The following is a 22821-nucleotide window of genomic DNA, read 5'->3' as shown; positions in this document are numbered from 1 at the left end:
CGATCACCGGCGTGGCTCCCTGCTCGGGCGGCCCTGCTGCTGGCCAACCGGTTGGGCGGTGCCGCCACGAACCCAAGGCCGCTGCTGAGGCCCTCGGGGCGTCCCAGCGCACCGTGGAGCGGTACGTCGCGGGCAAGCTCAAGCGGCCTCGCCGGGACCTACGCGAGCGCCCGCGGGCAGGGCGCCGAGGAAAGACTTCGCGAGGGAGGGTCGGGTCTGCGGCCTGTGGGCGTGGTCGGGGTGCTGACCTCCCCGTTGGGGCTGCTTTCGCCCATGTCCTGAGTTGAGGGAGGGGGAGGGGGCGGGGTGGGCAGTGTCGGCGCCGCCGGGGCTCGGGTGCGTTGCCCGGTGTTGCTCGCCGGCCGGGGCCGCCGCGCCAGTCGCCGCCAGGGCGGCCGGGAAGTCAGGAGTCGTCGGCGTCGGAGTCGGTGCCGTGGTCGAAGCCCCGCAGGACTGACGTGAGTTCCTGCGCGCATCCGCACAGCGTGCACGGGCGCGTCGCCGGATTCGCCGCGACGTCCAGGGCGTGCTCCAGTTCGAGCAGCGGCGCGCCCTGCGGAGCCTCTTCGCAGTCCGGCGCGTGCAGCACCCCGCCGGACGGGCCGCGACCGTCGCCCAGCTTTTGCAGCACCCGTCCCGAAGGCCGGCGCTCTCCAAGAACCTCGTGGACGACCGACTGCTGTGGCGGCTCCAGGCGCTCGGTGACGACCTGGTCGTAGTCGACGCCGTCGACGGGAGGCACGTGCTCCGGCGCCCGTACCCACACCCGGTACTCCGCCTCCTCCACGCCGTTGTCCTCGCGGTCCCGGTACGAGGGCAGTCCCACGAGATAGAGCCAGCCCGATTCCGTCTGCCGCCGCCTTCACAGCCGCGCAATGACTTCCTGCTGCGGCTGCCTCAGTACTGGGTCGCCGGGAAGTACGCCCCACACCGGCACCGGCAGCAGCTCGGGCCCGGAAGCGTCATCGGAAGACGTCGTCACGGCCCCCACGGTAAGCGGGGGCAGATCATGAGGTGCCAGCAGCGGGTGCGCACACCACAGGCCCCGGGGGGTCTGCCATGACGCCCCCGGCATATGGAGCGTGCTGCTCAACGGCGGCGCGCGTCAGGTGTCACGCGGTGGCCGGCCTCTTGACGCTGAGTTTGCGACAAACTCACTCCTCATATGGGGGCCGGCGATCAAGACGGATCGCCGAGCTGTGGAGCCCTTTTCTGATCAGATCGGGCATCCCGTCCATGAGGCCGACATCGCCGACGTCGTCCTGGGAAACCTGCTTGACCCACGCCGCCACGGACGGATCGACACGATCATTGGACCGGACAGTCTCACCAGACGCGAACAGGTTGCAGTGATCGCAGAAGCGATCGGAGAACAGATCACGCTCGATGAGGTTCGGCTTCGAAAGTTATGACGGCATCGAAGGCATCACAGATGAACCCCATGACATGAGCGCCACGGACGACAATGCCTGTCACTCCCGCGGGGCTGATGTGGCATATACCGTCTGGTCGGCCTCGGTCGAGGCGGCGGGGTGGCGACGGATGACCAGGGACAGCAGGGCTGCGGCTGAGCAGGCGGCGCCCAGGGCGAGCCAGACTGGGTTGTAGCTGCCGAAAGTGTCGCGGGCGACGCCTCCGAGAAAGGATGCCGACGCGGCGCCGATCTGGTGTGCTGCGCTGGTCCAGCCGAAGACGATGGCGCTGTCTTCTCCGTAGAAGGTCCGGCACAGGGCGATGACCGGTGGCACGGTCGCCAGATCAAGCAAGCCGAAGGCGACTACGAAGATCAGCATGGGCGCGCTGACAGTGGCGGTCATCGTCAGCGGCAGGGTGACCATCAGCAGGCCCCGTAGGAGGAAGTAGATGGCGAGGAGCCGACGGGCGTCCATGCGGTCGGTGAACCATCCGGAGGCGATCGTGCCCACCACGTTGGAGACGCCGATGAACGCCAGCAGGGTTGAGGCTGTGGTGACAGGCATGCCGTGGTCCTGGGCGGCCGGGGTGAAGTGGGTCCACATGATGCCGTTGGTGGATGCGCCGCAGACGGCGAATGTGCCGGCGAGCAGCCAGAAAGGGACGGTCCGTGCGGCGCGGCGCAGCACGGTCAGGGTGCGGCGGGCGGCGCCGGGGACGGGCTCAGGCCGTGAGGTGAAGGTGTCGCTGCCGTAGGGGCGTTGTCCTAGGTCGGCGGGGTGGTCGCGGAGGACGAGGGAGACCAGTGCGGTGGTTGCCAGCGCGGCGAGGCCGAGGCTGACGAGGGCGGGTCGCCAGTCGTATCGGGCGATGGTCCATGACAGGGCGGGCAGGAAAACCATCTGGCCGAGGACGCTGCCGGAGGAGAGGATGCCCGTCACCAGGCCGCGGTGGGTGGTGAACCAGCGGTTGGTGACTGTGGTGCCAAGGGTCATCGACAGTGATCCGGTGCCCAGGCCGACGAGGAAGCCCCAGAACAGAGTGAACTGCCAGGCGGCGTTCATCGCCGTGGTGAGCGTTGCTCCGACGGCTACGGTCCCGAGTGCGGCGATGACGACTCGGCGGATGCCGAACCGGTCCATCAGGGCGGCGGCGTAGGGGGCCGTGAGTCCGTAGAGGATCATGTTGACAGACGCGGCCAGGCCGATGGAGCCCCGGGACCAGTGGAACTCCTGGCGCAGGGGATCCTGCAGAATGCCTGGCATGGTGGAGAAGGCGCCGGCCACGATGATCGCTACTCCGGCGACGGCGGCTACCCACCATGCGCGGAGCCCGGAATCCTTGGTGTGATGGCCGATTGCGTCATGCATGTCTTCATCCTTGAGCGAGACGCGGGCCCGGAACCACTGGCCGTTTGGACATGCAGTGAAAGAATCTGGCCATGAAGGTGAGTGATGAAGGGGTGCACACAGTCGTTGTCCTGGTGCGTTCTGGGCTGATTCCTATGGAGCTGGGGATCGTGCACCGACTGTTCGGCACTGCGGCCGATGACGCCGGCCGACCGTTGTATTCGGTGGTGACCTGCGCGGTTGAACCTGGTGAGATACCCACGGACGCCGACTTCACCGTCAACGTGCCCCAGGGGCCGCAGGCACTGCGCCAGGCGGACACGGTCATCGTGCCCGCCGCCGTCGAGGATTACCGTCCCCAGCGGCGCGGTCAGCTGAGCCCCCTGCTGAGAGCGGCACTTGAGGAAGTGCCGGAAACAGCGCGTCTGGCTTCCATCTGCACCGGGTCGTTCGTGCTGGCGGCGGCCGGTCTGCTCGCGGGTCGCCGGGCGACAACGCACTGGAAGTCGTGCTCGGAACTTGCAGCCCTGTACCCGGAGATCGATGTGGACCCCGATGTGCTGTACACCGACGACCGCCGCGTTCTGACGTCCGCAGGCGTCGCCGCGGGCATCGATCTGTGCCTGCACATGATCCGCAGCGACCACGGCGCCGACATCGCCAACACCGTCGCCCGCGGCACGGTGGTCCCCCCACACCGCGAAGGTGGCCAGGCCCAGTACATCGACCGTCCCATACCGGAATCCGACGACAGCGCCATCGCCGCTACCCGTGCCTGGGCTGTGCAACACCTCGGTGAGCCCCTCACCTTGGAGGATCTGGCGTGTCGGGCAGCGACGAGCGTACGCACGTTGACTCGCAGGTTCCGTCAGGAGACCGGGATGCCTCCGATGCAGTGGCTCGGTCAACAGCGCCTGCAGTACGCCCGTAGGCTGCTGGAACGCACGGACGAGCCCGTGGACCGCATCGCGGCCGAGGCGGGCTTCGGAACGGGCACCGCGATGCGCCAGCACTTCCGTGAAGCTCTGGGCGTGTCACCGCGCGCGTACCGCAACACCTTCCGTGGAGGGAAGTGAGGGCACCCGCGCGGTGACACTGGCCCGGGCCGGCAGGTCCGTCAGTCGGCAGGCGGCTCGACGGTCCGATCCGGTAGAGCACCTCATCGTGGTGCTCCTCGGGGAACAGCGAGGCCGTGAAGAGCACTTCGGCGTGCACGGGGCCCGGTATCGCTTGGCGCACTTCTTCAGCACCATGATGATGGCCTTGTTGTCGGCCGACACGCTCGCCTTGATGTAGCGCGCGCCGCGACTGACCGCCCGATCGGCCGCCCGCTCGAAGAGCTGCACTCCGAGCATCGGACTCCCTGCCGGGGCTTGGGGCTCCTGCCACACCAGGTAAGTGTCGGGCTGCTGGGGACGGAAGTAGCCGGTCAGGAAACCGACGACCTCGTCGCCGAGCGATGCCACGAGAGAGGTGTCGGCAAAGTCCCGGCACCACTTGCCAGGACAACATGGCGGTGTTCTCTGGGAAAGACCTGGGCGCGGACGTGAAAGCCCCGGACCTGCTGGGGCAGCGCTGGCGTCTGGCTGCCGACCGGGCCCACAGCATCGACCCGCGCGCGGCGCGGAGCGCAGGGCGCCCAGGCGGCGCGGGCTCGGTCCGGGCTTCCGGGGCATCCGTACGGACCGCTGAATCTTGCTCTTCAAGCCCTGAGGGGCGGCTTTCTCCGAGCCAGGAGGCCGCCCGGGGCCTGGTCGTGAGGGTTTGGGTGCACGGGCTGGACAGGCAAGGTGCGGACGGAGGTTCCGGAGCCCCCGGCGGACCCGGGGGCCGGGGTGAGCCGGCCAGTGGGTCTTGACCTGCATGTCCGCGGACAGTTCCTGGACCTGGGGCGAGACGCGGAGAGTGGACGGCCGCCGCAGCGTACGTCCTGCGCAGGGCATACTTGCTCGACGTGCTGTTCGCCAAAGGGGGAAAGCGACCTTGTCCAGCGATGACGCGGTCGTCGGCCTTGTTCTCGTCGCGGTGTGCAACCTGGTATTGGCTCTCAACACCTGGTCCCGCCGAGGACTCTGGGATTCGGACCGAGACCTGATGCCAAAGTGGGTTGCGCTGATGAACGGCAGGGCGGCACTGAACTACCAACTCGCGGCAGCTGTGTTCTTCTTGGGACTTGCGATCGTCCTCGCCTGAGAGTTGTCCCGCAATGATCGTGCGGAACGGCGTCGCAGGCGGCTGCCGGCCGGCCGTGGGTCAGCGCAGACCGGCCGCCCATGCCGCGAGTGTGGCGAAGTCGTTGCTGGTAAGACCGCAGCGGGGATCGACCCGGTGCAGTAGAGTGGGGCCGCTGTGATGCTCGTTCACCCAGGCGCGATCCGCCTCGGTGATCTCGTCGTCGATCCAGGCGAACGCCCGGCCTCTCGCCCACGCGACGATCGCCGGCGTCTTCCAGAACACACCGTTCCCGGGCTCGTCCCGCGGCGAGGGCCAGGCGATGAAGGGCAGCTCGGGCAGTCCCAGGACCGGTGCGATGAAAGCGTTGGCTTCTTCCTCCCACGTGGTCGCCCACACCAGCTCGAAGGGGAGCGCGTCCAAGGCCTGGCCGTGTGCCGGGTTGAGCCACACCCGCAGCGGTTTCACCGGCTTGTTCGGCAGTCCCCACTGAGTCAGCCGACGCCGTTCGGCGGCCTCCCAGCGGGGCGTCAGCAGCCGGTGCGTCTGATAACCCTCGGGTCGTCGATGCGGCTTTGCGGCATACGGATTCAGCGGCCCGTCCACATCCACCAACAGCACTGGGCGCACCAGCCCACCCCCGCCCCGTTCCGCATCGCACGGTACCGGCCGACGGAGAGACCGCCCAGCGAAATCTCGGCAGGTAACGATCTACGCGAGTGTGGCCTTCGAAGCGGTGGGACGATCTTGATGTGACAGCAGTGATCACGGCGTCGGAGCCGTCTGGACAGCCCCGTTCACCGGCCTGAACCCGCGCGCCTTCTACAAGCTGATCACGATGCTGCGCCGCGAAGGAGCCGAGGCGCTGCGGCCAGGGCGTCCGTGGCCGTTGCCGTTGGAGGACCGGGTGTTGCTCGTCCCCGCCTACTGGCGAACCAATCTGACACTGCGGCAGCTCACCCCGCTGTTCGGCCTTTCGAAGTCCGCAGCCGATCGGATCGTCACCCGCACCAGCCCACTGCTCGCGCTCAAGCCGCGGCAGCGATTCCGCAAGGACACGGTGCTCATCGTGGACGGCACTCTGGTCCCTACCCGCGATCACAACATCACCGAGCAGTCGAAGAACTACAGGTATTCCACCAATCACCAGGTCGTCATCGACGCTGACACCCGTCGGATCGTCGCCATCGGGCGGCCGGTACCGGGCAACCCTCGCCGGGTTGGTGGTCGTGGCGGCTGGATGTGCGGTGACGTCCGATCCGACCGCTGGAGGCGCGGTGGCCGACCGAGGCCGAGTTGTGCTTCACCCCGACCTACGCCTCGTGGGCCAACCCGATCGAGGCCCACTTCGGACCGCTGAGGCAGTTCACCATCACCAACTCCAACCACCCCAACCACACCGTGCAGGCCAAGGCCCTGCACGCCTACCCGCTGCGGCTGACGCGCGCTGGCGCAACGCCAACGCTCGCCACCGCGACGTCCTGGCCGCCGACCAGCGAACCGGCCCTGCCTTCCCAAGCAACCGGGGGCGCTTCGCGAAGGACTGCCACAGCAAGCTGCACGGCAAGGTCGAGGTCATCCGCGGTGACGGGGGGCCGGGAGAGGTCAACATCGGCTGATCGGGACATGGCAGGACCGTACCGCGACCGGAAGGAGCCGCCCCTCCTGTTAATCACCGGGACAGCAACCCGGCGAAGGTTCGCGGTCACAGCACTAGAGCCATTTGGACGACCTCAATCACCTGGACCGCTTCACCGAGGCGTCCCTCCAGCCTTACCGGAACGCCTGGAATCAGGACACATCGCCTCACCGGGCATGCTCACCTCCGTCGGCGGCCCCGGGCTGGTGGAGCCATGACCGTCCCGGGGCCGCTCTCACCGGCCGGTTCGACCAGGTGAGGGGCAGCCCGCTACGTTGCCGGGCAGACACGAGGCGAACCGTTGACCCGCCCACACCGGTTATGCCACCCGCTCAACGCACCCGGCCCCGGCAACGACACGGTCGCGTCAGCCGGCACGTCCACAACTGTGCTGTCGGTCTGACGCTCTTGGTCTTGTGGAGGTGCCCGTACACCGTCGACCTCGGCGCGCCGAACATGTCGGCGATCTGCTGGACGGTCTTGGCCCGTTCGTCGCAGAGCTGTTGGGGGAGTGTGGCCTGGTTCGCGGTGTGCTTCGGCCGGCGCCCGCCGACCCGGCCGCGGGCCCGTGTGGAGGTGCGTGAGGACGTCGCGTGCCGAGCCCACTCCTGTGGAGTGATCTGTCTCACAGGTTGTCACAGCGATCGGTCGCGCGGTGTCTTGAGGCCGAACCCCTTGAGACGAAGGAGACAACATGACGGAGCAGACCGTGGCGGTCGTGATCGCTGGCGCAGACGCAGGTGTCAGTTCCTGTGGGGATCGGGGCGCAGTTGCGCTCCCGTCACCGGGAACAAGCGAATCGACAGGAGCATGACATGACCCATCGCGGGGTGGGCAGCCTGACCAGGCCTGCGGGGGAGAGAGACCGAGAGATGAACGACGACACCACCGACCTGGCGACCGAAGCGTTCGTGGCCCACCGCAACCTGTTGTTCACCGTCGCCTACGAGATGCTCGGATCGGCGGCGGACGCCGAAGACGTCCTTCAGGAGACCTGGCTGCGCTGGGTCAAGGTCGACCTGGGAGGGGTGAGCGACCGGCGGGCGTACCTGGTGCGGATCACGACCCGGCAGGCGCTCAACCGGCTGCGCACCATGAAGCGCCGCAGGGAGGCGTATGTCGGCCAGTGGCTGCCCGAGCCGCTGCTCACCACGCCGGACGTGGCCGAGGACATCGAACTCGCCGAGAGCATGTCGATGGCGATGATGCTCGTCCTGGAAAGCCTTTCCCCGATCGAGCGGGCGGTGTTCGTGCTGCGCGAGGTCTTCGAGGTCGACTACGACGAGATCGCCGAGGCTGTCGGCAAGACCCCGGCGGCCGTACGGCAGATCGCGCACCGCGCCCGTGGGCATATCGACGCTCGCCGGCCCCGCAGGACCGCCTCTCCAGGTGAGACGCGGGCGGCCCTGGAGTCTTTCCAGCGCGCCCTCGGGACCGGGAACCCGCAGGACCTCCTCGACGTGCTCGCCCCCGACGTCGTCCTGCTCAGCGACGGCGGCGGCGTCAAGCGCGCCGCGCTCAGGCCCGTCATGGGCTCCGAGAAGATCGTCCGCTTCATCCTCGGCGGCTCCGTCAAGGTCGAGGCCACGATCACCTGGGAGCCCACCGTGGTCAACGGCAGCCCAGCGCTCGCCGTACACCGCGACGGCGAGCTCGACGGCGTCATGGCCGTCTGTGTCGAGGACGCCCGCATCACCGGCCTCTACTTCGTCCGCAACCCCGAGAAGCTGACCCGCGTCACCTCCCAGACCCCGCTCACCCTGCGCTGACGCCAACCGCTGGCAACCACCGATCCCTTGCCGCACACCACAAGAGGGGGACCACACCATGACCAGACAGACGACGGACGCCGCGCCGCGCGGCCTCACCTTCCTCAGGACCGCGACAGCCCTGCAGACCCTGACCCTCTTCTTCCAGACGGTCACCGCGGGCATGCTGCTGACCTCGTCCCACGGCTATCTGATGCACGACATCGGATCAAAGGTGATGTACGCAGCCGCCATGCTGTACGTGCTCGCCGCGATCCTGGCCTGGCGCCCGGGCGGCGGATCCCCCCGCCCCGTCCTGTACGCCACCGGCTTCCTCCTCCTGGCCTCGGCGCAGGTCGCGTTGGGCATCGCGCACGTGTCCTCGTTCCATGTCCCCTTGGGTGTGGTGATGTTCGCTCTCAGCACCCTGGCCCTGGTCCAGACACTGTCCCCGCGCTTGCTGCTGCGCGCCGCTGCCGGGTCGTAGCTGTCCGGTGAACCGCTGTGGATGGCGATCTCAACGGTGAACCCAATGGTGACGAGAGCCCTGTCGGCAACAGCTGGCCGGGCCCACTTGCCCGGTGTGACTCCGGACCGGCATCGCCAGCGTCGCCCTGCGGCAGCGATGGTGTCGCAATTCGCAGCCATGCCAGGACCCCTGTGGGCCCGCGTCCCCCGAATGACCGGTTCAGACCCATATCGGAAGGGCAGGACACTTCATGTCCGTTCGATCCGTGCTTGCCGTTGCCGTTGCCGCTGCCGTCCTGATCGGCGGTTTCGCGTTCGCCGAACCGGCTACCGCGGACCCCTCGGTTCAGCCGCTCGCCGCGAGCGTCTACACCGTGAGCGTCGGCCGTGTGGGAGCCTCCCTGTCGGCACTGATCGGCCTCCTCGGCGCGGTGGGCGGCGGCCTGGCCCTGGCCCGGACGACCAGACAGGGACACATCGGCACCTGGGCCCGGCGGAGCGGAGCTGTCACGGCTCTCGTGGCGGGGCTGGTCGCCGTGGCCGTCGGCGGGACGGTCGCGGCCACCGCCGACGGCGGTCTCGGCACCGGTAACGGGCTCGGCGGCGCCTACTTCGCCATGGTCCAGCATGGGCGGAACCCGCGGATACCCCAAGGTGGTCGCCTCCAGCAAGAAGTCCCACGACACGGCCGTCCAGCAGCGCCTGTGGGCCGTGTCCGAGCAGCTCACCGACGTCACGTTCTCCGTCTGAGGCGCCCACCCGCGAGCCGGCCGACTGCTGCGTGGCCGGATCTACGGTGCCGACCACGACCACCCGGGCCCGAAGCCGGGGCGGCGCTACGCCGAACTGGTGGGCGGGCCGCTGGACGGATTGCTGCTCGACATCACCGGCTGGAGGCCGGAGGAGATCGACGACGGTGTCTCCCTTCTGACGGAGCTCGGCCAGTTCGGGTCCGGGGGCCGGGTGTTGTACGACCCGCGCCCCGGCGACCCGGCCCGCTGGGACTGGGGCGGCGACAGCCCCTGAACACCTGCACTCGGTCGGGTGAAGACACCGCCGCTGCGGAACCCGCTCGGCAGGCCAGGCGTCGTGCCGTACATGGACCCCGTCAACGAGGCGCACGTGAGTGAGCCGGGCTTGGACGTCGTCGACGTCGCGGCTGCCGATGACGACACCGTGCTCGCCTTCCAGCAGCTGCTCGCCGACCGGTGGGCAACGGCGACAGCGGAGTGGACGGCTCGGGATGCGGGGGAGCCTGGCGTGCGGCTGCGCTGTTACCTGGACTTGCGCCAGCCGATCGCCCTGGGCGCGCCGGACGAAGCCGTGACACCGGTCAGCGCAGCCGCATCACAGTGGCGACGGCGGGCTGGGTCGTGCCCGCCACGACCTCCACCATCACGTCGTCGGCCGACGTGTGGGAGGCGCCGCCCTTTGTGAACGCACGCCCGGGCCGGGGGGCCAGGCGCGGGCCGACGATGGAGGCGAGCACTGCGGTCAGCCGCAGGGACAGTGTCACCCGTCTGTGGGGGATTCGTCACTGACACGGTGTGGATCAGGGACGGACGGCAGCACGTCAAGCACGTCGCCGATCTCCGACGGCCCTGAGGGGTCAACGCTAGAGGAGCTCCGTCCTGCGTCACGGGTAAGCAGTAGCGCACTCCTCTGTGATGCGGCTCGTGCTCATGGCGAGCGCATCAGTGACCGGCGCGCCGCCGTTCACCGCGTGGACGGCATCGCTGTTCGTCCTCATGAAGATGTCCATTTCCGGGGCGCCCGGATAGTTCGCCGCGAACTTCCGATTGCGTTCGTTCCGCTCGTGAGACTCGTCATCGTCGGTAACCTGCCCCGAGTCGATCCACAGCTTGTCCGCTACCGCAGCGGTGACACCTTTCGTGCAGTCATGGGCGGGGGCCCCACCCATGAGTGCGGTCGTCTGGCTCGGGTTTGCTGAGGCCTCACTGGGTTCGCCGTCACCGCAAGCAGCTACCCCGAGAACCAACAGCGGTGTGCACAACCTGAACAGCAAGCGTCTCCCATGTCCCCACCCCTCACAGGCGGCGGTCCCTGACCGCGCCGGTACATCATGTAGCACCGGAGCTGCAGCGTGTGCTGTCCAGCAGGCCAGCACCCTGCCCCGTCGCCTCGCGGCAGTCACGGATCACGCTGTACGTTGATCAGCCAGAGGACTAAGGGGTGGGGGCATGGACATACCAAACGTCATAGGGGACTGGCAGGAGTACCAGTCCGATGAACTCACCGGCCTCCGGGTCCGCGTGCACAGCCTCCAGAAAGCCGTACCGCCGCGCGGCCGGGACGATGACGCCAAAGGCCTGACCTACGTCAGCTTCCAGGTGACGTACGAGAACCGAGGAACCGATCACTACGGCATCGACTTGAGCCAGCACCCGGAGCACGTCGACGTGCGCGTGGGCCGCGACGGCCACGCCGCGTTCGTCGACATCTACGGGTCCGATCGCATCCGCGACTACAACCTCTACCCGCAGCGTCGCGTTACAGCGGTGATCTATGCCGCCGCCCCCGCCGCGAAGCTCAAGCAGATCGACATCCAGATCAGCCCAGAGATCGACGAGGAGTCCACGTTCGGATACTTGTGGGTCGGCGGCCTGGGAGTACATGAAGGCTCAACCCGGTCCAGCGCCCGCGCCTCGAAAGCGAAACCGAGCGTTGCCAACGAGGTCGAAGAGTTCCTCAAGGGAACAGCAGCCGGCGACGCCTGAGCCCCGCCCGCTGCCACGACCCAACCGGCTCATGTTCCAGCACTTGCTCGCCCGCCGACCGCAGTGAGTCGTCACGATTCAGGTACCGCCTATGTGCCCAGCGTCACACGCATGCGAAGATCACTGGCAGCTCGACAGGACGGTTGGAGGGGGCTATGGCGGCCAAGGACGATCAGTTCGAAGCATCTGCTTCAGCGCTCGGCTACCTCTACCAGTCCGCCAAGGCGCTGCAGCTCTGCATCGAGCAGTGGGTGGGCGGACTGTAGTGGAGCGTTGCTGTGGAGGCCGCCGACGACATCGAGAAGCATGCCGGGTCGCTGACAGAGTTACTTCAGCTCAAGCAACGAGCAGACGGCACACGGCTGACTGACTCGGCCCCCGATCTGTGGAAGACGCTTCGGATCTGGTGCGAGGCAGCTACGGCCGGGCGGATCGACCTCGCCGAAACGAACCTCTTCCTGATGACGACGGCCGAGCTCCCGCCAGGCAGTGCCGGCTATCACCTGCAGCCCAAAGCCAGCGGACATCGTGACGAAGACAAGGCCCTCACCTTGCTGCGGGCGGCCCGTCAAGCATCCTCAAGCGACAAGCTGCAGAAGGCATTTGCGGCGTTCGACAGGCTGGAAGCCGTTGGGCCCGTAGGGCACAGGGCCCTGCTTGCCCGGATCGACGTCATTGGTGACGCTCCGCGGATCGACGAGGTCCGCGAGACGATGCTCGGCCATGCGGCCCTCGCGGTGGGGCACGACCTCGCCAAGTCCTTCCTCACCCCCCTCGAAGGATGGTTCTACGACCGGGTGATCGAGCAGATGCGCACACCTGGCGGCGCGCCCATCACCGGCGAGGAGTTCGACCAGATCTTCAGCGATCTACGCCACCAGTTCGGTCCCAACAATCTGCCTATCGACCCCGATATCGCCGACCTGAACCCTGAGCCTGCCGAGTCTGCAGACAAGATGTTCGTCCGCCAGCTCGACCTGATCGGCGTCGGATCCGAACGCATCCGTCTCGCCGTGCGGGACTACGTACGGGCATTCAACCAACGATCGCGCTGGTCGGAGGAGAAGCTGCTCCGCGTAGGAGAGCTCGGCAGATACGAGCGCAGGCTGGTTGAGGAGTGGCAGGCGCGCTTCGCGGACATGCGAGAGGACCTCGGAGACGACGCAACCGAGGAAGAAATGAAGCGTGAGGCCAAACTGATCTATCGCTGGGTTGACCGGGAGGCCCGCGCCCAGATCCGCACCGGCCTTGAAGAGGTGTTCATCCCCAAGGGCTCGTACCACATGCTCGCCGACGAACTACGGGTCGGCTGGCATCCGGACTTCACCGCCCGGCTGATGGCCCTCCTTGAGCCGACCGGAGCACGCTGATGGCGGCAGTCGAACTGAGCCGCGAGGAGCGGGCCCTGTACAACCCCGCGTTCACAGCGGTGCTGTGTACCCGGGCAGTCCAGGGCTATCACAAGGAGTACGCGGCTCCGTGCCCGCTGCCGGTGGCCGTGACAGCTGCCGTTACGGCCTTACAACCATCCATCCGGGCGGTCCTGCCGACCACCACGGGAACCGGTCTGACGGGGTGGCTGGACGAGAACGACGCCGTGCGAGTCGCCATGACACGCAACGCGGCCTCCTTGGCTGCCGTCGCGCGCCCCGGCCTGCTGTTCGCGTTGCAGAGCCACATTCTGCACGGGGGCACCGACGGCCTGGCGCTCGTTCCCCGCGCACTCAACAAAACGATCAAGGGCGGCACGGAACAGAGCGTCGCCATCCAGAAGGCTGCCGTCCAGCTCGGGCGCTGGCTGCTCAGCACCGGAAGCCTCAGCACCGTCCTGACCCTCCTTGGAGTCAAGCCGTGACCTTTCAGATCCGGGCGGTCACCATCTACGGCAAGAAGCCCGGCCAGATGCGCACCGTGCCCTTTGATCCCGGCACCCTCAACATCGTCACCGGCGACTCCCGACGCGGCAAAAGCGCCCTGCTGACCATCATCGACTACTGCCTCGCCAGCAACGGCTACCCCGTCAAGGCCGGCAAGGTCCGCGACTACGTCAGCGCCTACGCCCTCACCCTGGTCAAGCCCGGCCAGCAACTCTTCGTCGCCCGCCGCGCTCCCGAAGGCAAAGCCGCTGTCAGCACCGTCCTGTGCCTCCTCTCGTAAGCCCCCAACACTCCGCCTCCACCGCTGCAAGCACTGAAGTTCGCTACCCCGCTGGACGCGGCAAAGGACATGCTCAGCGACTTCTGCGGCATCGACCGCACAGTCCGTGTACCGGCCGTTGGCCGAGCCAGGCCATTGCCCCGTCCATCCGCCACGCTCTGTTCTTCTGCCTCCAAGCGCGGAACGAGGTCGCTAACCCCGACCTGCTCTTCCATTCCCAAGGCGAGGAATGGCGGCCCAACACCATCCGTGGTGTCATCCCGTACTTCTTGGGCGCCGTAGATCCGGAGCAGGCACTGCGTCGCAACCGGCTTCGCCTCCTGCGTCGCGACCTCGCTGACCTCGAAACCGCGCTCGCGCCCTCACGGAATCTCGACCCTGCCGCCGGCCAGGCCCGCGCTCGGCTCACCGAGGCTGTCGAAGCTCACCTGCTGCCGCCACTGGCCAATCCAGAGCCATCAGCCGACGAAGTGCTGAGCCTTCTACGCCAGGCCATGAACCACACCGGCCCCCGCCTGAGCAGGACAGCGGTGAGGATCCCCTCAGCGCACTCACCATGCGACACACCGAGCTACGCGGCCTCCACGGGCAGACCCGTGTAAAGATCTCCGATCTCAAGCGAGCACTTGCCGAGAACACGGATTTCACCACCCAAGCCACCGAGCAGCGTGCCCGTTTGGTCTCCCTCGGCCTGCTCCGCCGAGACCCCGAGACCTCCAACGCCTCGCATTGCCCCGTGTGCGATAGCAGCCTTCCTTCCGCCAACGACACGGTCACCGCTCTCACCCGCGACCTCGCACATCTGGACGGCGATCTCCAGGTCATCGGTAGCGACACCCCAGCGATTCAACGCCTGATCAGCCAGGAGGAAGAGCGCCTGCAGGAACTGCGCTCTGCACTCGCCCGGAATCAAGAAGAGATCAACGAAGTCACTGCGGGGATGCGGGCCCTACAACAGGAACCCGACGACGCTCGCCGCGCCGCCATGGTCCAGGGACGCATCAGTCTCTACCTGGACACCGCCGCTCGCCGCGCAGTAACCCCTCAAGTGGAAGACCGGCGAGAAGAACTCCGTCAGCAGATCGCCGACCTGGAAGAACTGCTCAGCGACGACACACAAGGCGAGCGCCTCGCCAGCTACCTCTCACTGATCAGCCAGAAGATCACCAGTAAGGCCGCAGGGCTCAGCATCGAGCACTCGGAGAACCCCATCCGGCTCGACTTCAACCGCCTCACCGTCATCGCCGACAAGGCCGATGGCCCGCTGCCTCTACCCGGAGATGGGCAGCGGAGAGAACCACCTCGGCTACCACGTAGCCGCCATGCTCAGCCTTCACGAGTGGTGCACTGAGCACCGAGCACCAGTGCCGCGTCTCCTGGTGCTCGACCAGCCGTCGCAGGTCTTCTTCCCGCCCGACCACACCGGCGAAGCCATCCTCGGAGCCAACGACCGCCACAAGTTGCTGAACATCTTCCAGACAATCCATCAGACGCTGCGCCTGCTGGAAGGCCAGTTCCAGGTCATCGTCATGGAACACGCCGACCTGGACCACCCGGACTTCAGCCCATACGTAACCGAGCGATGGCGCTACGACACCGATCAAGCACCCGTACCTGCCGACTGGATTGAGGAAGAGGCTGACTGAACGCCTGGTCTGCATCCTGATCGTGTCGTGCCGATTGCGGCGTGGGGGCAGTAAGCGTGGTTCACTCGCCGAACAGCGGTACCTGCGCCACGTCAACGTCCGCGCGGATGCGGTGAGGGCGGGCCGGGTGCCGCCACCGTCCGGCACTGTCGCGGGCGACGTCGACGTCGACTTCTATCACGACATCCGGCTGAACCAAGACGGTCTCGAGGGTGCGCTGCGTGCCCCAGCCTACCGAGAACGTCCAGCCCGTCCACGGATGCACACCGCGCGGCGGGGTCAGCTTGTCGGCCACAGCGCGGCCGGAGGCCCAGGACAGAGTGGTGCTGCGGCCGACGTACTGCAGGCGGCCCGCCGGGTCGTAGCGGACCAGCAGCAGCGTGCGGGGCGCGGAAAGCGACCCGGTGACCGCGCCGATCACGGCCTCCGCGGTGACCCGCACCTTGTACTTCCGCCACGACCGCACACCCCGGCCGCGCACCGCGAACAGCGCCTCCAACGCCGCACGGCGCCGGGCGTACGGCCAGCCCATCAGGTCGTCGCCTCGGTGGACCAGGTCGAAGGCCACGAAGTGCGCCGGCCACTCCCGCGCTGCCTGAGCGGCAGCTGCCCCGTGCCGGGCGAGCCGCTGCTGCAGCCGCTCGAACGCCAGCCGGTCCCGCTCGCACACCACCAGCTCGCCATCGAGCCCGGTGCCCTCTGGCATCTCCGCCAGGGCCGCGGCCCAGATCTCGGGGAATGAGGCCGTCATGTCCGTGCCGCGTCGTGAGCGCAGCAGCACCCGCCCACCCGCGTACACGGCGAGCTGGGCACGGTAGCCGTCCCACTTCGGCTCTGCGGCCCACCCAGTGGGCAGGGCAGGGCTGTCCACGGCCACGGTGAGCATGGGCTCGGGCAAGGACCACGTCATGCGGCTATCTCTTCCACGTCGACCGCCGGACGCTGCGCTCAGAACTGTTCTCGCAAGCAGGCGTTACGGGAGCATCTGGAATCGCGTCCTGACCTGGCTCATCATCGTGGGATGGCTGAGCAGATGGACCTGCCGCGGTTGCGGAGCCTGATCGAGGGCGTACTCGTCACCCTGTACCAGCGCTACCGTCACCAGGATTTGCCAGCGCTATGCGAGCGTCTCGGTCTCCCGCCGCCTCTTCCCAACGATGGTCTCACCAAGCACGAGCGTCTGACGGCCAGCCTGCGGGACTGGCCGGACTACCGCCTGGCACAGGTTGCTGAGGCCATCCTCGACAAGGAGCCGCTCACCGCGCCCGAACGCAACGCTCTCCAGGACGTCCTGTGGCTCGGACGCGACCACGTAGAAATCTCCGGCCGCACGAGGCGCGAGCTGGCAAAAGCGTTCGACCTCTCTGATCACCTGATGTACCCGGACCGGTTTCTGGCTCTGCTGGGCCGACTGTGGGACTCGGGCGAGGACGAGTTCAACGTGTGGAGCCCTCACCTCGCCACCCTGCGCGCCGACATCCAACGCCACGTGATCAGGTTTCGGGACGACTGGTCGACCGAGTACCTCTTCGAGCAGCGCGGAGTCTTCGAAGCCCCGCACCCGCGCTTCGGACGCTTCCTTGAGGGCCTGGCCTCCCCTGCTGTTCTTCCCGACGAGCAGGCACAGCGTCGCTTCGTTGAGCTGGCCAACTACCACCTGCAGCCCGTGGGAGCGCAGCTGCGGCAGGAAGAAGAAGCCGACGGCTATCCCCTGTTCCACCTCGTCCGGCTCGGGCGGGGTGCCGCCCGCCGGCCGCGCAATCTCATCTTTGCCACCTTGGGAAAGCCAGACATCCGTTTCACCAGCGCTCTCGACAACGACATCGAGGTCGCTGAACGGGCCGAGCAGGTCCTGGTCTACGACCGCCCCGTGGGAAAGGACGGGCTGCTCTGGCGTGACCTGCTGTCATGGTGGCAGGAGACCCACAACATCACCGACCCAGCGGAAGCGACCCGCTCTCTGTATGAGCGCATGCGCGCGTCCTTGCCTCGAGAATCCAAGGGACAGATCAACCTGTTCTGGCTGTACCACAACCTTTACAAGGACTACTTGAGTGATGTGCCCGCTCTCCCTGCCGGAGATATGGGTGCACTGGGACCCCAAGACCGTGCGCCAGCGCGGTGTGCGAGCCCTGCAGAACCTGCGCATGGACTTCCTCATGCTGCTGCCAGGGAGTAAGCGCGTGGTGCTGGAAGTCGACGGCATACAGCACCACACACGCAGCACACCCGACGGCGGAATCGAGCCCGACAGCGCGAAGTACGCCGCGACCATGGCCGGCGACCGCGACTTGAAGTTCCGAGGCTATGAAGTGTTCCGGTTTGGCCACGACGAACTGCGCGACCGCGAACAGGCACGCCCGGTGGTCACTGACTTCTTCAGCAAGCTCCTGAACCGTCCGTCCGACGGCCACACCTGAGGCGGTCAGAACGGCGCGGAGACGGCTCACACATATGGGCTGCGACGGTCATGGGCCGGTGAGGAACTGCCTCACCGGCCCCGCTGCCGGCATCAGCCGACCAAGTTGTGCAAACCCACCGTGCAGCCCCCGGCAGCGACTAGACCGGCCAGAACAGCCTCGGGATATGAGTTCTTCGCGAAGTAGGTGATCACTCCCACGCCCACGCCGATCACGGCGGCCATGAACAGGATCACCACAGTTCGCAGCGACAAGAGCGCTGGCCTCACCGCAACCAGCTCGGACGTGTCCTGCGGGCTGGGCGGATCGGGGTGGGCGGGTGCGGGGGAGCGCGGTTCCCGAGCCATCGGGAGTCTCCTTGCGGGAAGCGGAGCAGTACCGGCGGACACCTGCGTGGTGTCGTCCGCGAGGGTGTGTGCCGCGCGGTCGGCGGTCCTGCTGCGGCTCTCTGCCTGAGAGCATCCCTGTGGGGTCTCGGCCCGGCCCAGGGTAGGCGTGTTCAGCGTGGCGGCGATCGGCGCGGGTGTTGCCCTGGGTGTCTGGCGAGTGGCCATGGGTACTGCCTCCGGCCTGCGCTCAGCCGGGCGGGCGGAACAGCGGCAGGATTCAACTGCTCCGACCGCCCTCATCGGGCGCTCTGCCGTCGTGCTGCGAGCCGGAGGGTCCAGGCGATGGATGGGAGGCTGCGCAGCGTGACCCACATCAAAAAGGCCACACGCGTGCGCAAGGGCCGCCCGCCGAGGTCGATCCACTCTGCTGTCCATTCTTCGGCCCAGCGTTCGCGGGCTTCCGCAGGCAAGATGTGGGCGAGCGCTTCAAACAGAGGTCGCCCCCGTTGCAGGCGCCGGACAGCGACGTTCTGCGGGGCAAGTGCAGGTTCATCAGCGGCAGCAGGCGTCTCGGCCGGATGCCGTATCTCCTCCTGCAGAGCTTCCAGTTGGGCCCTTCTGGCCCCCTGCTTGAAGTCGTGGGCCAAACTGGGGTTGGGGGGACGGCCCTGCCCGGACAACTCCCCCACCCAGTAGAGCTGCTTATGCCTGCGGGAGGCGAGGCTGTCGCAGACCCTCTGAGCTTCGTCCCGGGTGGCGTACCTGCCGACCCGGTACCGGTACCCCTTGTCGTCCTCGCGGATCACTAACCAAGGGAGAACGCGTCCGCTCGCTTCGTTGTCGGCACTGGGCATCTCAGCCTCAACTCCCGAGGCCATCAGCAGGGCGGAGGCGTGCGGAGGTGGCGCCTCCTTGGTAGGCGGCAGCGAGAGCGACGCGGGCGGACTCGGCACCACTTGGGGTGAAGCGATAGTAACGGCGGCGGGGCCGGGGCGGATCGGTCTTCTCGATCTCGTCCTGTTCTTCCCAGAAGGACTCAAGCCAGCCTGTGTTCTCGAGGCGGGCGAGGATCGGATGGATGGTGCCGGTGGGAAGGCCTGCTGCTTGGGAGAGCTCCAGACCGTAACGGGCCTCGGCAGGGCTCTCCAGCAGGGTTCGCAGCACCAGTTGCGTCTGGAGCGTCATGCGCGGCGTCTTTGCCATGCGAGAACTCTAGTATGGTGCCACCTGCATAGCAGCGGAACGCGGCATCTGCCACAAAAGTTGCCGTCCTCAACTGTCGTCTTCTAGGCCCACCGCATGCCGATGGCGGAGAGCTGCTCGCGCCGGTCTTCCGACAGTGTCGCGGCGCGTGAGCGTTGGTTGTTGATCCACGCCCCGAGGCGGAGCTCTCGCTCCTCCTGGTCCTCGCCGCTGCCGTCGCCGCCTACGGCGATCCGTTCGACGTGCTTCCTCGGCACCCGCAGGTGCCCCTCGCGCTCGTAGAACTGGCGGGCGGCCTCGTAGTTCATCGCCCACTTGTCGGCCTGCGTACGGCGCGGTGGCGGCTTCTCGTGCTCGGTCGCGGGCTCGATCCCAAGGACCTGCTCGCACATCCACTGCTGCACGCCGGTGAGCTTGTCGAAGCCGAGCCGCTGCGCCCGGACCCATCGTCCGAGGTCCTCACCCTGGTGCACGACGTCGCCAGGTTCGGTGGGCAGTTCGCCGCCGGCTTCGAGGTGCTGTCGGGTGAGGTGGAAGGCGCGCTGCCACTCCACCGGCCAGACGGGGCACCAGGACGGGTCGATTTCCTCCAGCTGCTCACGCCGGTTCTCTGACAGGGCGCCGGCCGACGACCCGACCGGGAGCCCTTCGGCACGCCGCTGTTCGATGTCGGCGGCCTTCCGGGCGGCGGCCCTGGCGTTCTTGAGGAAGATCCCTACTCGGTATCCCTGGTGGGTGGCGTCCAGCGGCGCCAGGAGGTGCCCGTGTTCGGCGGCCCACCCGCGCGCCGCGGCGAGGCCTTCCTCCCACGCGACGTCGTAGTGCGACCACACCATGCCGAGCTTCTCCAGCTGCTCGATGCGGTCCTCGGCCAGGGCCCTGCGGGCGTAGAAGCGTCTGGCGTCGGCGATCCATTGCCCCAGTGGGAACCCGGCGAGCGCGGTCGGCCTCCCCTCGGCTTCCGCCTCCTGGTCGTCGCGGCCGGGCACGCGGTACGTGAAGGGGACCTTGAGGTTGCCGTGCTCACGGGCGTAGATGACGGCGGCTTCGATGCCGCGCCGCCAGTGTTCGCGCTCGGGGTTGAGGACCCGCAGGTTGATGAACGCTGCCAGCGCGGCCGGGTCACGCGGCGTGGAGAACTTCAGCAGCGCCTTCGCCGAAGCCGACGTACCACCCTCACCGGCGCCGCCCTGCTCCCTACCCTCCTCGCGGGTCTGGACGCCCCTGGAGCGGCTTTGGGCCTGCGGTTGGGCCAGCTGCTCGACGATGCGGGCGTCGTGCGCTCTGAGGGCCTCCAAGAGTTTGGCCAACCCGCCATACGCCCGGCTCGTGAGCATGTTGTCGACCGTCTCTCCAGGTCCGAGCAGGACTGGCACGACCAGCGACGCCGTTTTGCCCTCGCCGGGCTGTATCCGCAGTGCTCGGCCTACGGCTTGGACGAGGTCGGGCATGGAGCCGCGTACGTCGGCGAAGTACACGGAATCACAGTTGCGAGTATCGACGCCTTCACCGAGCACCTTGACCGAGCTCAAGAAGCCCTTCTCCACGACTGTGCCGTCCGTGGCGATCCCGTCGGCGAACTCGCCCAGCACGCGCCGCCGGTGGTTGGGCTTGTGGTCACCGCACAGCCAGTCCGCCCAGACCACCCGCGGGCACAGCGCCGGGTCCGCGTCATGCAGCTGCGCGGCGATGTCGGGAAGGCCGACCGCGAACGCCTCGGCTTCCTTGACCACGTGGTGGAAGGTGAGAGTTCGGCGGAAGCCTTCCTCCGAGGCCGCCTTCACCAGAGCCGTCTGCAGGGCGGCGAGCCGGGCCCCGCGTACCTGGTCCGACCGTCCCTCGGCACCGAGCAGCATGGCGGCCTGGAGCTGGGTGTCGGTGACGTCCACGCACACCACCTGGTACGGCGCACAGATCCCCCGGTCGATCGCCTCCGAGAGCGTCAGCGTGTAGCAGCGGGCACCGAACGGTCCGTTGGGGTCGTCTTCCATCGAAGCCACCAGCTCGCCCGGCGTGCCCTGCTGCTCCTGGTCTTCGTCGAGCTGCCACAGCCGGGGGGTGGCGGTCATGTAGAGGCGGCGCAGGGCGGGGATGCGGGTGTTGTCGTGGACGACTGCCCACGGCTTGCCCAGCCGCCCCGAGGTCCGGTGTGCCTCGTCGACCACGATCAGGTCCCACCCGGGAAGACCGGCCCGGTGTGCGCGTTCCAGCGTGCCGAGCCCGAGTGAGGCGTAGGTGGCGAACACCGTGATCTTGTCGAACGGGCGCACCCAGTCGACCAGTTCCTCCACGTCCGTGGTGTTGGGGAAGGACGCCTCCTCGCCGCGCAGGGACGAGACCCCGATCATCGGGCCGGTGCGACCGCCGGCGCGCCATGCGGTCTCGGTCTGGGCGAGCAGGTCCAGCGAGGGCACGAGGACGAGCACACGGCCGGCCCGGAGCTCCTCGGCACTCCGGGTGGCGACGAGGGTCTTGCCGGTTCCGGTTGCCATGATCACCTGCGTGCGCAGACCCCGCTCTGGCACAGTAGATCTTGCAGGCAATTCGAGCGCGTGGAGTACCGCGTCCACGGCTTCTCGCTGATGAGGACGGAGTTCCTTCACAGTCATTCCGATCTACTCTCTTCCGCGGAGCCAGACGACCGTCCTCAGACGCTCCACCTGAATAACCAGCCTGCAGACGACAAGCGTTGGCCCCGATGCCGGATCCATCGAGACCGCGATACACGCCCTTGACCCGAGACACGCATAGCCACCCTGCAGCGGCACAGACCTCACAGACCTCACAGAGCTGGAGCCATCTGTGTCCAGAGTCTATCGCAGCTCCAAAATGAAGCAGCCGCCATGAGCGAATCAACTTTGATGCCCTGGGTACTCCGCACCAAAAACCAATACGTCCATCCTGTCCCCGGAGAGTCATGACGCAGGAGACTGAAAACGAGAAGGGCAACCGGTTCTGCAAGGCATGTGGCACGCCGGCCGAAGACGGGAAGCTGTGCAGCCACTGCGGCACGGTTCTGGACTTCCCTGATGAGGGTGGGCTCATTGAAGACCAAGGTGCAGCGGTACGACGTGACTTCGAAGGACGCACCGAGCAGCAAGAGCAAGGGTGATTGAAACAGCAGGACGAACCCAGCCTGCTGGACCGTGAACACTGCGCCAGGCCACGCGCATGCCTGACGTGTTGTCACTCCGAAAGCTGAGGCGGCCATCAGAGCCAAGCCTCAGCTCTTTTGCAGCCAGCCCGGCCCGCGGCAGCGGGCCGAAGGGACTGGAGGCGTAGCCGGAAGGACCGTCAGGCGGGGGAGCGCAGCGGACCCGCCTCGCCAGGCTGGAGCGAAGCGGAGGCCTGGTAGCGGGACGAAGTCCCGCAGCTCCGGGAGCGCAGCGGACGGAGCGTCACCCGGATTGCGCAGCAATCCGGGTGTGCGGGCCGCGCAGCGTCCCGCTCCGCTCCCGCGGAGCGGGAGCGCAACACCCTTGCGGAGCAAGGGTGTTCGCTTTCTCCGGGCGCAGCCCGGAGGGGACCCGCTCCGCGGG

The 22821-nt window shown here is 67.6% G+C and carries 24 protein-coding genes and 6 pseudogenes; 20 read left to right on the top strand and 10 right to left on the bottom strand.

Going from position 1 to position 22821, the window contains the following annotated elements; translation table 11 throughout:
• Positions 1-403: 403 nt before the first annotated feature.
• Positions 404-937: pseudogene (locus ACZ3I3_RS37725) on the bottom strand (DUF6233 domain-containing protein).
• A gap of 145 nt (positions 938-1082) precedes the next feature.
• Between ACZ3I3_RS37725 and ACZ3I3_RS37720 the strand changes: the two are divergent.
• Positions 1083-1412 (top strand): hypothetical protein, encoded by a 330-nt coding sequence (locus ACZ3I3_RS37720; RefSeq protein ID WP_467372289.1) that lies wholly within the window; start codon positions 1083-1085, stop codon positions 1410-1412.
• 60 nt (positions 1413-1472) lie between these two features.
• Here ACZ3I3_RS37720 and ACZ3I3_RS37715 read toward each other — a convergent pair whose 3' ends face one another.
• Positions 1473-2783, bottom strand: coding sequence for an MFS transporter (locus ACZ3I3_RS37715; protein ID WP_467372288.1), 1311 nt, complete (start codon positions 2781-2783; stop codon positions 1473-1475).
• A 71-nt stretch (positions 2784-2854) separates the two neighbouring features.
• Here ACZ3I3_RS37715 and ACZ3I3_RS37710 point away from each other — a divergent pair, with 71 nt between their 5' ends.
• Positions 2855-3838 (top strand): GlxA family transcriptional regulator, encoded by a 984-nt coding sequence (locus tag ACZ3I3_RS37710; protein WP_467372287.1) that lies wholly within the window; start codon positions 2855-2857, stop codon positions 3836-3838.
• Positions 3839-4745: 907 nt separating this feature from the next.
• Complete coding sequence (locus tag ACZ3I3_RS37705) at positions 4746-4955, top strand: hypothetical protein (RefSeq protein ID WP_467372286.1); 210 nt, start codon at positions 4746-4748, stop codon at positions 4953-4955.
• A 60-nt stretch (positions 4956-5015) separates the two neighbouring features.
• On the opposite strand, the gene ACZ3I3_RS37700 is transcribed toward ACZ3I3_RS37705, so the two are convergent.
• Complete coding sequence (locus ACZ3I3_RS37700) at positions 5016-5567, bottom strand: HAD domain-containing protein (protein ID WP_467372351.1); 552 nt, start codon at positions 5565-5567, stop codon at positions 5016-5018.
• Positions 5568-5686: 119 nt separating this feature from the next.
• On the opposite strand from ACZ3I3_RS37700, the pseudogene ACZ3I3_RS37695 reads away from it, so the two are divergent.
• The 8 genes and pseudogenes from ACZ3I3_RS37695 to ACZ3I3_RS37660 all read left to right on the top strand — a co-directional run.
• Positions 5687-6144: pseudogene (locus tag ACZ3I3_RS37695) on the top strand (transposase family protein); the annotation flags it as partial.
• 65 nt (positions 6145-6209) lie between these two features.
• A pseudogene (locus ACZ3I3_RS37690) lies at positions 6210-6553 on the top strand (hypothetical protein); the annotation flags it as partial.
• Positions 6554-7445: 892 nt separating this feature from the next.
• Positions 7446-8342, top strand: coding sequence for an RNA polymerase sigma-70 factor (locus ACZ3I3_RS37685; protein WP_467372285.1), 897 nt, complete (start codon positions 7446-7448; stop codon positions 8340-8342).
• Between the two features lie 58 nt (positions 8343-8400).
• Positions 8401-8808, top strand: a complete 408-nt coding sequence (locus ACZ3I3_RS37680; protein WP_467372284.1) for a hypothetical protein — start codon at positions 8401-8403, stop codon at positions 8806-8808.
• Positions 8809-9040: 232 nt separating this feature from the next.
• A pseudogene (locus tag ACZ3I3_RS37675) lies at positions 9041-9400 on the top strand (DUF6223 family protein); the annotation flags it as partial.
• Positions 9401-9416: 16 nt separating this feature from the next.
• Positions 9417-9539 carry a hypothetical protein gene (locus ACZ3I3_RS37670; RefSeq protein WP_467372355.1) on the top strand — a complete coding sequence of 41 codons (123 nt, stop codon included), beginning with the start codon at positions 9417-9419 and terminating at the stop codon, positions 9537-9539.
• 24 nt (positions 9540-9563) lie between these two features.
• Positions 9564-9815 (top strand): hypothetical protein, encoded by a 252-nt coding sequence (locus ACZ3I3_RS37665; RefSeq protein ID WP_467372350.1) that lies wholly within the window; start codon positions 9564-9566, stop codon positions 9813-9815.
• A gap of 72 nt (positions 9816-9887) precedes the next feature.
• A pseudogene (locus ACZ3I3_RS37660) lies at positions 9888-10025 on the top strand (DUF6207 family protein); the annotation flags it as partial.
• Between the two features lie 97 nt (positions 10026-10122).
• Here the strand turns inward: ACZ3I3_RS37660 and ACZ3I3_RS37655 are convergent.
• Both ACZ3I3_RS37655 and ACZ3I3_RS37650 read right to left on the bottom strand, forming a co-directional pair.
• Positions 10123-10305, bottom strand: a complete 183-nt coding sequence (locus tag ACZ3I3_RS37655; RefSeq protein ID WP_467372354.1) for a hypothetical protein — start codon at positions 10303-10305, stop codon at positions 10123-10125.
• 120 nt (positions 10306-10425) lie between these two features.
• On the bottom strand, positions 10426-10710 hold the full coding sequence (locus ACZ3I3_RS37650; protein ID WP_467372283.1) for a hypothetical protein: 285 nt from the start codon (positions 10708-10710) through the stop codon (positions 10426-10428).
• 280 nt (positions 10711-10990) lie between these two features.
• On the opposite strand from ACZ3I3_RS37650, the gene ACZ3I3_RS37645 reads away from it, so the two are divergent.
• The 6 genes from ACZ3I3_RS37645 to ACZ3I3_RS37620 all read left to right on the top strand — a co-directional run bounded on the left by ACZ3I3_RS37645 (position 10991) and on the right by ACZ3I3_RS37620 (position 15330).
• Positions 10991-11527 (top strand): hypothetical protein, encoded by a 537-nt coding sequence (locus tag ACZ3I3_RS37645; RefSeq protein ID WP_467372282.1) that lies wholly within the window; start codon positions 10991-10993, stop codon positions 11525-11527.
• A gap of 278 nt (positions 11528-11805) precedes the next feature.
• Positions 11806-12897 carry an ABC-three component system protein gene (locus ACZ3I3_RS37640; RefSeq protein WP_467372281.1) on the top strand — a complete coding sequence of 364 codons (1092 nt, stop codon included), beginning with the start codon at positions 11806-11808 and terminating at the stop codon, positions 12895-12897.
• A complete protein-coding gene (locus tag ACZ3I3_RS37635; RefSeq protein WP_467372280.1) occupies positions 12897-13382 on the top strand; it encodes a three component ABC system middle component in 486 nt (161 codons plus the stop codon). Before ACZ3I3_RS37640 ends, ACZ3I3_RS37635 begins: the two co-directional genes overlap by 1 nt.
• Positions 13379-13684 carry a hypothetical protein gene (locus ACZ3I3_RS37630; RefSeq protein WP_467372279.1) on the top strand — a complete coding sequence of 102 codons (306 nt, stop codon included), beginning with the start codon at positions 13379-13381 and terminating at the stop codon, positions 13682-13684. The genes ACZ3I3_RS37635 and ACZ3I3_RS37630 overlap by 4 nt, the downstream gene beginning before the upstream one ends.
• A gap of 556 nt (positions 13685-14240) precedes the next feature.
• Positions 14241-15035: a hypothetical protein gene (locus ACZ3I3_RS37625; protein WP_467372278.1), complete on the top strand. Its 795-nt coding sequence runs from the start codon at positions 14241-14243 to the stop codon at positions 15033-15035.
• Positions 14941-15330, top strand: coding sequence for a DUF3732 domain-containing protein (locus ACZ3I3_RS37620; protein WP_467372277.1), 390 nt, complete (start codon positions 14941-14943; stop codon positions 15328-15330). The genes ACZ3I3_RS37625 and ACZ3I3_RS37620 overlap by 95 nt, the downstream gene beginning before the upstream one ends.
• A gap of 61 nt (positions 15331-15391) precedes the next feature.
• On the opposite strand, the gene ACZ3I3_RS37615 is transcribed toward ACZ3I3_RS37620, so the two are convergent.
• Positions 15392-16240 carry an ATP-dependent DNA ligase gene (locus tag ACZ3I3_RS37615; protein ID WP_467372276.1) on the bottom strand — a complete coding sequence of 283 codons (849 nt, stop codon included), beginning with the start codon at positions 16238-16240 and terminating at the stop codon, positions 15392-15394.
• A 111-nt stretch (positions 16241-16351) separates the two neighbouring features.
• On the opposite strand from ACZ3I3_RS37615, the gene ACZ3I3_RS37610 reads away from it, so the two are divergent.
• Together ACZ3I3_RS37610 and ACZ3I3_RS37605 are read left to right on the top strand one after the other, a co-directional pair.
• Positions 16352-17509 carry an AbiJ-related protein gene (locus ACZ3I3_RS37610; RefSeq protein WP_467372275.1) on the top strand — a complete coding sequence of 386 codons (1158 nt, stop codon included), beginning with the start codon at positions 16352-16354 and terminating at the stop codon, positions 17507-17509.
• Between the two features lie 4 nt (positions 17510-17513).
• On the top strand, positions 17514-17750 hold the full coding sequence (locus ACZ3I3_RS37605; protein WP_467372274.1) for a hypothetical protein: 237 nt from the start codon (positions 17514-17516) through the stop codon (positions 17748-17750).
• A 92-nt stretch (positions 17751-17842) separates the two neighbouring features.
• Here the strand turns inward: ACZ3I3_RS37605 and ACZ3I3_RS37600 are convergent, their stop codons facing one another.
• From ACZ3I3_RS37600 to ACZ3I3_RS37585, 4 genes and pseudogenes are all read right to left on the bottom strand, one after another.
• Complete coding sequence (locus tag ACZ3I3_RS37600; RefSeq protein WP_467372273.1) at positions 17843-18097, bottom strand: hypothetical protein; 255 nt, start codon at positions 18095-18097, stop codon at positions 17843-17845.
• Positions 18098-18738: 641 nt separating this feature from the next.
• Positions 18739-18933, bottom strand: a pseudogene (locus ACZ3I3_RS37595) (SPOR domain-containing protein); the annotation flags it as partial.
• Between the two features lie 7 nt (positions 18934-18940).
• Positions 18941-19282 (bottom strand): PadR family transcriptional regulator, encoded by a 342-nt coding sequence (locus tag ACZ3I3_RS37590; protein ID WP_467372272.1) that lies wholly within the window; start codon positions 19280-19282, stop codon positions 18941-18943.
• An 83-nt stretch (positions 19283-19365) separates the two neighbouring features.
• Positions 19366-21891, bottom strand: a complete 2526-nt coding sequence (locus ACZ3I3_RS37585; RefSeq protein WP_467372271.1) for a helicase associated domain-containing protein — start codon at positions 21889-21891, stop codon at positions 19366-19368.
• Between the two features lie 308 nt (positions 21892-22199).
• On the opposite strand from ACZ3I3_RS37585, the gene ACZ3I3_RS37580 reads away from it, so the two are divergent.
• Complete coding sequence (locus tag ACZ3I3_RS37580) at positions 22200-22394, top strand: double zinc ribbon domain-containing protein (RefSeq protein ID WP_467372270.1); 195 nt, start codon at positions 22200-22202, stop codon at positions 22392-22394.
• The last annotated feature ends 427 nt before the right edge of the window (positions 22395-22821 follow it).

The sequence above is a fragment of the Streptomyces sp. NPDC016851 genome (assembly GCF_055562795.1).
Note: the sequence above shows the minus strand (reverse complement) of the source record. Positions and strands in the feature narration are given on the sequence as shown.

Coding starts and splice junctions, on each gene's coding strand:
- ACZ3I3_RS37715 (WP_467372288.1), bottom strand. CDS start 2,783: ATGCATGACGCAATCGGCCATCACACCAAGGATTCCGGGCTCCGCGCA.
- ACZ3I3_RS37710 (WP_467372287.1), top strand. CDS start 2,855: ATGAAGGTGAGTGATGAAGGGGTGCACACAGTCGTTGTCCTGGTGCGT.
- ACZ3I3_RS37685 (WP_467372285.1), top strand. CDS start 7,446: ATGAACGACGACACCACCGACCTGGCGACCGAAGCGTTCGTGGCCCAC.
- ACZ3I3_RS37680 (WP_467372284.1), top strand. CDS start 8,401: ATGACCAGACAGACGACGGACGCCGCGCCGCGCGGCCTCACCTTCCTC.
- ACZ3I3_RS37670 (WP_467372355.1), top strand. CDS start 9,417: ATGGGCGGAACCCGCGGATACCCCAAGGTGGTCGCCTCCAGCAAGAAG.
- ACZ3I3_RS37650 (WP_467372283.1), bottom strand. CDS start 10,710: ATGGGTGGGGCCCCCGCCCATGACTGCACGAAAGGTGTCACCGCTGCG.
- ACZ3I3_RS37645 (WP_467372282.1), top strand. CDS start 10,991: ATGGACATACCAAACGTCATAGGGGACTGGCAGGAGTACCAGTCCGAT.
- ACZ3I3_RS37635 (WP_467372280.1), top strand. CDS start 12,897: ATGGCGGCAGTCGAACTGAGCCGCGAGGAGCGGGCCCTGTACAACCCC.
- ACZ3I3_RS37625 (WP_467372278.1), top strand. CDS start 14,241: ATGCGACACACCGAGCTACGCGGCCTCCACGGGCAGACCCGTGTAAAG.
- ACZ3I3_RS37620 (WP_467372277.1), top strand. CDS start 14,941: ATGGCCCGCTGCCTCTACCCGGAGATGGGCAGCGGAGAGAACCACCTC.
- ACZ3I3_RS37615 (WP_467372276.1), bottom strand. CDS start 16,240: ATGACGTGGTCCTTGCCCGAGCCCATGCTCACCGTGGCCGTGGACAGC.
- ACZ3I3_RS37610 (WP_467372275.1), top strand. CDS start 16,352: ATGGCTGAGCAGATGGACCTGCCGCGGTTGCGGAGCCTGATCGAGGGC.
- ACZ3I3_RS37600 (WP_467372273.1), bottom strand. CDS start 18,097: ATGGCTCGGGAACCGCGCTCCCCCGCACCCGCCCACCCCGATCCGCCC.
- ACZ3I3_RS37590 (WP_467372272.1), bottom strand. CDS start 19,282: ATGGCAAAGACGCCGCGCATGACGCTCCAGACGCAACTGGTGCTGCGA.
- ACZ3I3_RS37585 (WP_467372271.1), bottom strand. CDS start 21,891: ATGACTGTGAAGGAACTCCGTCCTCATCAGCGAGAAGCCGTGGACGCG.
- ACZ3I3_RS37580 (WP_467372270.1), top strand. CDS start 22,200: ATGACGCAGGAGACTGAAAACGAGAAGGGCAACCGGTTCTGCAAGGCA.